We start from the raw sequence: 8190 nt of genomic DNA on the forward strand, positions 1-8190 counted from the left end.
GATTGAGTAAATAGTAGTTATGAAAATATCTGAAATATCGATAAAACGACCTAGTATCATTTTGGTGTTATTCATCATTTTGACATTGGGTGGTATATTCTCATACTCACAAATGGGGTATGAGTTGATTCCGAAATTTGAAGTGAACGTGATTACAGTGCAAACTGTTTATCCTGGAGCTTCACCTACGGAAGTAGAAAATACGGTGACAAAGAAAATTGAAGATGCTGTCGCTTCATTAGAAATGGTGAAGAAAATCGAGTCTACTTCAATGGAAAATGTCTCGGTCGTGATGATTACGCTGAATAATGGTGCGGATGTCAATTTCTTATTAACCGATGCACAGCGTAAGATCAACTCGATTTTGAATGATTTGCCAGATGACGTGAACGCACCGTCCTTGAATAAATTCTCTTTGGATGATGTGGCTATCATGAGTTTGGCTGTTACATCCAATTTGTCGGAAAAAGAACTTTATGACTTATTGGATTCAAAGATTCAACCAGTTTTCGCACGTGTGAATGGTGTGGCTAAGGTTGATATGATTGGTGGAGAAGAGCGTGAAATTCAAGTGAAAGTTGATCCTACGAAAATCGAAGGGTATGGACTTTCTTTGTCAGCTGTTCAGCAAGCAATTGCATCATCAAATTTGGATTTCCCAACAGGTAATGTTGCTTCACAACAAAGTAGAACAACTATTCGTCTTGCTGGTAAAGTCACAACTATAGATGAGTTGCGTAATTTGCCAATAACAACGCCTGCTGGTATTACAATATTCTTGCGTGATATCGCAGATATACAGGATGGTGTAACAGAGATTGAAAAGATAGCTCGTGTGGATCGCAAAAACACGATTATGCTACAAGTTTTCAAACAATCTGACGCCAATGCAGTAGCAGTTTCTGAATTAGTAAGAAAAACTATCGCTGACTATGATAAAGATGGAAATCTAATAGGAGGTATTGAGAAAGATTATACAGCGCAAGGTATTAAGATTGATGTAGCAAACGATTCGTCAGAATTTACTTTGAAAGCTGCTAGTAACGTAATCTTTGACTTGGTGTTGGCGATTGTATTGGTAGGTTTCATCATGTTGTTCTTTTTGCACTCGCTACGTAATGCTGCGATTACAATGGTTGCCATTCCGTTATCACTTATTGGTACTTTCATTGGATTGTACTTAATGGGGTATACGTTGAATCTAATGTCTTTATTAGGTTTGTCTTTGGTAGTAGGTATATTGGTGGATGATGCGATTGTGGTAATTGAGAATATTCACCGCCATATGGAAATGGGTAAAAACAAGGTGCGTGCTGCTTACGACGGTGCTGCTGAAATTGGTTTTACCGTTGTGGCGATTACATTGGTAATTGTTGTTGTGTTCTTACCTATCGCGATGTCTACAGGATTGGTTGCTAATATCTTGGCTCAATTCTGTGTTACCGTAATTATTTCCACATTACTATCATTATTAGTTTCCTTTACATTAGTGCCTTGGTTGTACTCACGCTTTGGAAAACTAGAACATATCAATAAGTATTCTTTCTTCGGGAAAATTATTCATGGATTTGAATCTGGATTAGATGCATTCACGCACAAGATTTCGGACATCTTGAGATGGGCTTTGAAAAATTGGATTAATAAGGCATTAACGTTGATCATATCCATTGTACTATTTGCTGGTTCTATCGCATTAGTTGCAATGGGTTATGTTGGTTCAGATTTCTTCCCGTCATCGGATAGAGGAGAATTCATGTTGCAATTTGAATTAGAGAAGGATGCGACATTAGAACGTACAAACGCTTTAGTTCGTCAAGCAGAAGATATTTTAGCAAATAAAGCTGAAGTTAAAAAGACAATTACTACTGTTGGACAATCTTCGGATGGAGGTATGAGTGCAGCTACTGGATCACGTTATAAAGCAGAGATTCACGTTATCATGACGGATGAGGCTAAAAAAGTGACTGATTCAAAAGTGTTTGCTGTGAATCTTCGTAATGAAATGTTGCCTCTTTTGATTGGTGCAAAAATCAAGTCTGTGCCAATGGGTATCATGGGGCCAGAACAAGCTCCTTTGAAATTAACAATCATCGGTTCTACGATTGAAGATGCACAAGAGTTTGCTTTACAAGCAGCTGATTTATTGAGAGAAGTACCAGGTAGTAGAGATGTTAAACTGACTTCTGAATCTGGTAATCCTGAGATTAGTGTACAAGTGGATCGTGAGAAAATGACTTCATTAGGGTTGAATGTAGCTTCTGTAGGTATGACTATGCAAACAGCATTCTCGGGTAATACAGATAACAAATTCCGTGCTGGAGATAGTGAGTATGATATTAACATTCAATTTGATGACAAAGGTCGTTCGAATTTAGATGACGTTAAAAACTTGAAATTTATTAATAATTCAGGTCAATCAATTTCCTTAGATCAATTTGCTACTGTAGAATATAGTTCAGGTCCTACATTGTTAGAAAGACGTGATAAGTCGCCTGCTGTTTCGGTACAAGGTGGTGTAATCGGCCGACCTACAGGTACGATTGCTACGGAATGGGAGGAGAAATTTTCAAAATTACCACGTAAAGCAGGTGTAACATACGTTTGGGGTGGTAATATGGAAAACCAATCCGAAGGTTTTGGCACGTTAGGAATAGCTTTGATCGCTTCTATCTTATTGGTATACTTAGTTATGGTTGCATTATATGACAACTTTGCGACACCATTTGTAGTATTGTTCTCTATTCCATTATCATTTATTGGTGCCTTATTATTCTTGGCATTAACAAATCAATCCTTAAACATTTTTACAATTTTAGGTATCATCATGTTGATTGGTTTGGTGGCGAAGAATGCGATTATGTTAGTCGATTTTGCTAATCACCGCAAAGAAGAAGGTTTTAATACGCATGATGCCTTAGTAGCGGCCAACCATGCGCGTCTTCGTCCTATCTTGATGACGACAATTGCGATGGTGTTTGGTATGATTCCTATTGCAATGGCGACCGGTGATGGTGCGGATATGAATAGGGGTCTAGCAATTGTAATTATTGGTGGTTTATTGTCTTCGATGTTCTTGACTTTGGTGGTAGTACCAGTAGTCTATTCATTAATGGATAGTATAAAACGTCGTTTGAGTAAAGGTGAACCTACTGATTATACAGCTGAAATGGTTGCTGACTATGTTCCTAACGAACATTATGTTGAGAAACATTAATATTAAGTTTAATAAATCTATAGGGAAGGAGGGCGAAAGCTCTCCTTTTTTTGTCTGTATTTCATTTAGTTATTCAATTTATTCCATTTATTTAGTATATTAAACAATAAAAATTTTGATAATAAGGGGCTTTATTACTATATTTGCAACACCAAAACGGAAAAGGCTATGCCAGAAGTGATGGTTGAAGCATTCCTAGCTCAATTGGATAGAGCGTCTGACTACGGATCAGAAGGTTAGGGGTTCGACTCCCTTGGAGTGCACTTAGTTAACTGAAAGCCTAATTCACATAAGGATTAGGCTTTTTATTTTGTCACAAAATAAACATAATCAAACTATGCTAAACCTTGTATTATTCGGTCCTCCGGGAGCAGGAAAAGGAACTCAATCAGAAAAACTTATTGCTAAATACAATTTAGTACATATTTCTACAGGAGATATATTTCGTGCTCATATCAAGGATCAAACGGAATTAGGTAAACAAGTAAGCCAAATCATTGCAGATGGCAATTTGGTTCCTGATTCAATCACTATTGCGATGTTGGAAGAAGAAATCAAAAAGAACCCGTTAGCAACAGGTTTTATTTTTGATGGTTTCCCACGTACAGTAGCACAAGCAGAAGCATTAGACGCATTTTTGGACAGTATAGATACTTCAATTTCCGGTGTGGTGGCTTTGGATGTGACAGAGGAAGAGTTGACGCAACGTATCGCTAAACGCCAAGAGATCTCAGGTCGTGCGGATGATGCAGCTGATAAATTGCAAAAACGTATTGAAGAGTATTTTAGTAAAACTATTCACGTATTACCATACTACGAAGCGCAAGGAAAATTGACTAAAGTAAATGGTATTGGTGAGATCGAAACTATCTTTGGTGAATTGTCAGCAGTAATCGATAGTTACCAAGCATAAAAATATAAATCAGTAATAATACAATATGGCTCAAGGTTCGAATTTTGTTGATTATGTAAAAGTGTGTTGTCGTTCGGGACATGGTGGGGCAGGTTCTGCACATTTGCATCGCGATAAAACGACTATGAAAGGTGGGCCAGATGGTGGTGATGGTGGACGTGGAGGTCATATTATCCTCAAAGGTTCATCACAACATTGGACATTATTGCACTTAAAATATAGAAAGCATATCATTGCTGCAGACGGAGAGCGTGGTGGATCTGCATTGCGAACAGGAGCGACTGGGAGGGACGAAATATTAGAAGTTCCACTAGGTACAGTTGCTAAGGATGCGGAAACAGGTGAAGTTATTTTTGAAATTACCGAAGATGGTGAAACAAAAATCTTAACTCCTGGAGGAAAAGGCGGATTGGGAAATAATAATTTCAAGTCCGCTACTCAGCAAACGCCTCGATTTGCACAGCCTGGAATGCCTGGTCAGGAGCGATGGGTGATATTAGAGCTCAAAGTATTAGCTGATGTAGGATTGGTAGGTTTTCCAAACGCGGGTAAGTCTACTTTGCTATCTGTAGTATCAGCAGCTAAGCCAGAGATTGCTAATTATCCATTTACGACGCTTGTGCCTAATTTGGGTATCGTGGGCTACCGTGACAACAAATCTTTCGTGATGGCGGATATTCCGGGTATTATCGAAGGTGCATCGCAGGGCAAAGGATTAGGATATCGTTTCTTGAGACATATCGAACGAAATTCGGTATTATTATTTATGGTGCCTGCAGATACAGATCGTACGATTGAGGAAGAATACAATATTTTGCTGAATGAGTTGAAGGAGTACAATCCTGAAATGTTAGCAAAACCACGTTTGTTGGCGATCACAAAATCGGATATGTTGGATGAGGAATTAGAAGAAGAAATGAAGGCGCAATTGCCAGCAGCTATTCCTTATATTTTTATCTCATCAGTTGCGGGTAAGAATATCACCCAACTGAAAGATATGCTTTGGAAAGCTATCAACGAGCAGTAAAAAAGATGCAAATTTACTGCTTTAAGAATCAGTAAGTTTGCTTTAAAATACCAGAAAAAATGCAAAATAGTTTGCAGAAACGCATGAAATAGCTATCTTTGCATCACTTCAAACAACGAAGGATAATTCGAAAAGAATTAGGATTCCGTAGCTCAGCTGGTAGAGCAATACACTTTTAATGTATGGGTCCTGGGTTCGAATCCCAGCGGGATCACTTCTTGGGACAAGTCTAAAAATGATAGACTTGTCCCATTTTTTTTGTCTTGTAACCTACTGTTATTCTGGTAGATAAGAGCAATCGCAGAATTTAGTCTCGGAGTTCGATGTCGTGTTCCGTCAAATTCCAAAAAATCGGGGAACATCGAACTCACTATAAGCCTTTTTTCCTCAATATCGCCGTTTTCATAGCGTCTATCAATGTTTGCGACCTTTTTTAAGGTAGATGCAACTAAATCCTTAATCTCTGTTCCGACCACTGCCAAGTCATTTAATCTTCGTTCCAATACCTCAATCTTTCCTTTGGTCAGTTTCTTTACTTCTTGAAAATCATCGTCTGCCATTTCTCCGTCCGCATTCTTTAAAAGTGCATTTTGATAGCGTTTATTCAGCGCATTAATCTCATCTATGATATTTGTCCGATCGGTATTTTGGGTTTTGGTTTTGTTATTGAAATCTTTTATAAATGCCTCAATAAACACATCGACCATTCCCTCTTTTGGTGATAGATGCCGTAATTGCTTTATGAAAGCCTCATTGACAATTTCGGCTTTAAATCGTGTTCCACAGGAGGATATACAATGATAATAGTAATAGTAATTTCCCATTTTACCTTTTGATGCGCTCCCTGTGAGCATCCTATCGCACTTAGGGTTAGGGCATTTAATAAACCCTCTAAGTGGTAAGTTTTCAATGGACACTATCTTAGGTTTTATTTTCCTTTTTCTACCATCGAGAACATCTTGCACATCGTCAAACAGTTTTTCACTAATTAACGGCTCGTGTTGTCCAGTAACTAAAAAACCTTTTTCCTCTTTGTAGGGCGGAACGAATATTTTACCACAGTATAGCGGGTTTCGTATCGCTAACCAAAAATTGTTTTTACTGAACCTGGCTCTTCCTTTTGCTTTCTCCCTAACCATCTTCCAAATCTGTTCGGTATTGAAACTGTTGGAAGCGATTTGCTCAAATGCCCATTTTAGTAACGGAGCTTCAAAGTCATGCGGGGCAATGTATTTCTTTTTGTCCTCTGTTATCTTATTGACATACCCCAATGGAGCAACCCCCATATATCGACCCTCCTTTCTTGCCCTCCGCATCCCGTGAAAAATATTCAATGCACGCCTGTCGTTTTCCACTTCCGGTGAAGCGAGATAGAATGCAAGCATGATTTTGTTTTCGGGAATGCTGAGGTCTAAGGGCTGTTCTATTGCCATAGGTTCAACCCCAAATGCCTTTAATTGGTTAATCATTTGATAAGCATCTCCAGCGTTTCTACTGAATCTATCCCATTTAGTGAACAGAACTATCGAACCAGTTCTATTGTATTTGTTTTTGCGCAGAGTGGATAAAAATTTTTGCCATTCTGGACGTTGGAAAGATTTAGCTGAATGGTCTTCTATGTACACATTTCTTATCGGAATACCTTTAATTTCACAATATTTTCTTAGCCTTTCTTCTTGGTCACGTTGCGAATACCCCTTGTCCGCTTGCTCGTCTGTCGATACACGTATGTATAAATCTGCCTTTCTCATTACAACAGTTTTCCTTGTTCATTATATTAAAGTTTTCCTCTTAGATATTGGTTAACTGCAATGTAAGCTATCTTATTTACAAATTCCAAAATGGCTTGGGCTTCCTCCAAATCGACTTCTGTTCCTTTCTTTTTCAAGATTTGCTTAACTCTTTCGGGTGTTAACTCTTTCGTTTTGCCTTTCTCCATACTCAACTCTTTTTTGCTTGTTAATCGTGCAGATCAATCTGCTTAATCAAACTTATCGAGTTGATGGAAAGAGGATTACAATGTGTCCTTTCACTGAATTACTTGGCTTGGATTGGCTCGAACTGATTTGAAGCCATATGCACATTTACGGCATTCGCTCCGCTACTGACCGCAAAAAAGCTTATGGCTATGATTGGGAACAGGAGATTGAAGATGTCGTTACACCGATTGGGCTATTCCACTCCAAACTTCAATCACCTGTAGCCGTACTAAGAGGTATTAAATTTTTTCTGAACCATTTCCCAAATGCTATCCTCACTACTTCCACAATTGATTTTAATGTAAAAATCGAGTATCCCTGTTGTTCAGGTTTCATGGAGCAAAGGTATGTCCGTGTTCTTAACGCAGGCAAAAGGTTAAGACAAGTTTGAAAAAAAAATCTCCACCTATGGGTAGTATTTTTTCCAAAACCTTGTACCTGCTAAACACTAACCTTTGATGCTCCAGAAACGAAACACAGCACACTCCGGCTCTTTACACGAATAAAAAAAATGTCAGGCATGAGGATTATAAGCATTGGAAATAGTATTGAAACAAAACAACAGCACCACCTCTCATTGCCGAATAAATCAAAAAAATTAATTCAAAACGGTAAAGAAATGACACAGCAAATAAACACATCGGAAGCAAGAGTATATGTCGGCACATACGCAAAATATAATGACGGTTCAATCTTCGGGGAATGGTTAACGCTATCCGACTATGCGGACAAAAAAGAGTTTTACACGGCTTGCAGGGAGTTACACAATGACGAGGCAGACCCCGAATTTATGTTCCAAGATTACGAGAATATCCCGAACGGCTTAATCGGAGAATATTGGATAAGCGACAGCATATTTGACGTTTTAGAGGCTTTGGAAGACATGGACGAGAGCCGAAAAGAGGCATTTCTAATATGGTGCAACAATGGACTGGAGTTGCTACCTTTGAGTGGAGACAGATTTAAAAAATAAAGAATTAAATTTGTTAACATATGGCACGAGTATTTGAAGAATCTTTTAAAATCATGGCAGTTGAATTATCCTGTATAAAAGGAT

At 38.4% G+C, this 8190-nt stretch carries 6 protein-coding genes, 2 tRNA genes and 1 pseudogene; 7 read left to right on the forward strand and 2 right to left on the reverse strand.

Features of this window, described 5'->3' with window-relative positions; genetic code table 11:
* The first annotated feature begins 19 nt into the window (after positions 1 to 19).
* The 5 genes from GOQ17_RS14625 (at position 20) to GOQ17_RS14645 (ending at position 5368) form a co-directional block, all read left to right on the forward strand.
* Positions 20 to 3214: an efflux RND transporter permease subunit gene (locus tag GOQ17_RS14625; protein ID WP_159638601.1), complete on the forward strand. Its 3195-nt coding sequence runs from the start codon at positions 20 to 22 to the stop codon at positions 3212 to 3214.
* Between the two features lie 189 nt (positions 3215 to 3403).
* Positions 3404 to 3477, forward strand: a tRNA-Arg gene (locus GOQ17_RS14630).
* Between the two features lie 74 nt (positions 3478 to 3551).
* Positions 3552 to 4127 (forward strand): adenylate kinase, encoded by a 576-nt coding sequence (locus GOQ17_RS14635; protein ID WP_159638603.1) that lies wholly within the window; start codon positions 3552 to 3554, stop codon positions 4125 to 4127.
* Positions 4128 to 4152: 25 nt separating this feature from the next.
* Positions 4153 to 5154, forward strand: a complete 1002-nt coding sequence (gene obgE, locus GOQ17_RS14640) for a GTPase ObgE (protein ID WP_159638605.1) — start codon at positions 4153 to 4155, stop codon at positions 5152 to 5154.
* 141 nt (positions 5155 to 5295) lie between these two features.
* Positions 5296 to 5368 (forward strand) — tRNA-Lys (locus GOQ17_RS14645).
* A 739-nt stretch (positions 5369 to 6107) separates the two neighbouring features.
* Here GOQ17_RS14645 and GOQ17_RS16450 read toward each other — a convergent pair.
* A pseudogene (locus GOQ17_RS16450) lies at positions 6108 to 6905 on the reverse strand (recombinase family protein); the annotation flags it as partial.
* A gap of 26 nt (positions 6906 to 6931) precedes the next feature.
* Positions 6932 to 7093 (reverse strand): hypothetical protein, encoded by a 162-nt coding sequence (locus GOQ17_RS16235; protein WP_201288633.1) that lies wholly within the window; start codon positions 7091 to 7093, stop codon positions 6932 to 6934.
* Positions 7094 to 7230: 137 nt separating this feature from the next.
* Between GOQ17_RS16235 and GOQ17_RS14655 the strand changes: the two genes are divergently transcribed.
* A complete protein-coding gene (locus GOQ17_RS14655; protein ID WP_159638607.1) occupies positions 7231 to 7524 on the forward strand; it encodes a hypothetical protein in 294 nt (97 codons plus the stop codon).
* Positions 7525 to 7653: 129 nt separating this feature from the next.
* Positions 7654 to 8106, forward strand: a complete 453-nt coding sequence (locus tag GOQ17_RS14660) for an antirestriction protein ArdA (protein WP_262885592.1) — start codon at positions 7654 to 7656, stop codon at positions 8104 to 8106.
* The last annotated feature ends 84 nt before the right edge of the window (positions 8107 to 8190 follow it).

Origin of the sequence: Sphingobacterium composti (assembly GCF_009829075.1) — a bacterium.
Lineage (GTDB): Bacteria > Bacteroidota > Bacteroidia > Sphingobacteriales > Sphingobacteriaceae > Sphingobacterium > Sphingobacterium composti.

Excerpts from the sequence above, each read along its gene's own strand:
- GOQ17_RS14660 (WP_262885592.1), top strand. The coding sequence starts at position 7,654 with ATGAGGATTATAAGCATTGGAAATAGTATTGAAACAAAACAACAGCAC.
- GOQ17_RS14655 (WP_159638607.1), top strand. The coding sequence starts at position 7,231 with ATGCACATTTACGGCATTCGCTCCGCTACTGACCGCAAAAAAGCTTAT.
- GOQ17_RS16235 (WP_201288633.1), bottom strand. The coding sequence starts at position 7,093 with ATGGAGAAAGGCAAAACGAAAGAGTTAACACCCGAAAGAGTTAAGCAA.
- GOQ17_RS14625 (WP_159638601.1), top strand. The coding sequence starts at position 20 with ATGAAAATATCTGAAATATCGATAAAACGACCTAGTATCATTTTGGTG.
- GOQ17_RS14635 (WP_159638603.1), top strand. The coding sequence starts at position 3,552 with ATGCTAAACCTTGTATTATTCGGTCCTCCGGGAGCAGGAAAAGGAACT.
- obgE (WP_159638605.1), top strand. The coding sequence starts at position 4,153 with ATGGCTCAAGGTTCGAATTTTGTTGATTATGTAAAAGTGTGTTGTCGT.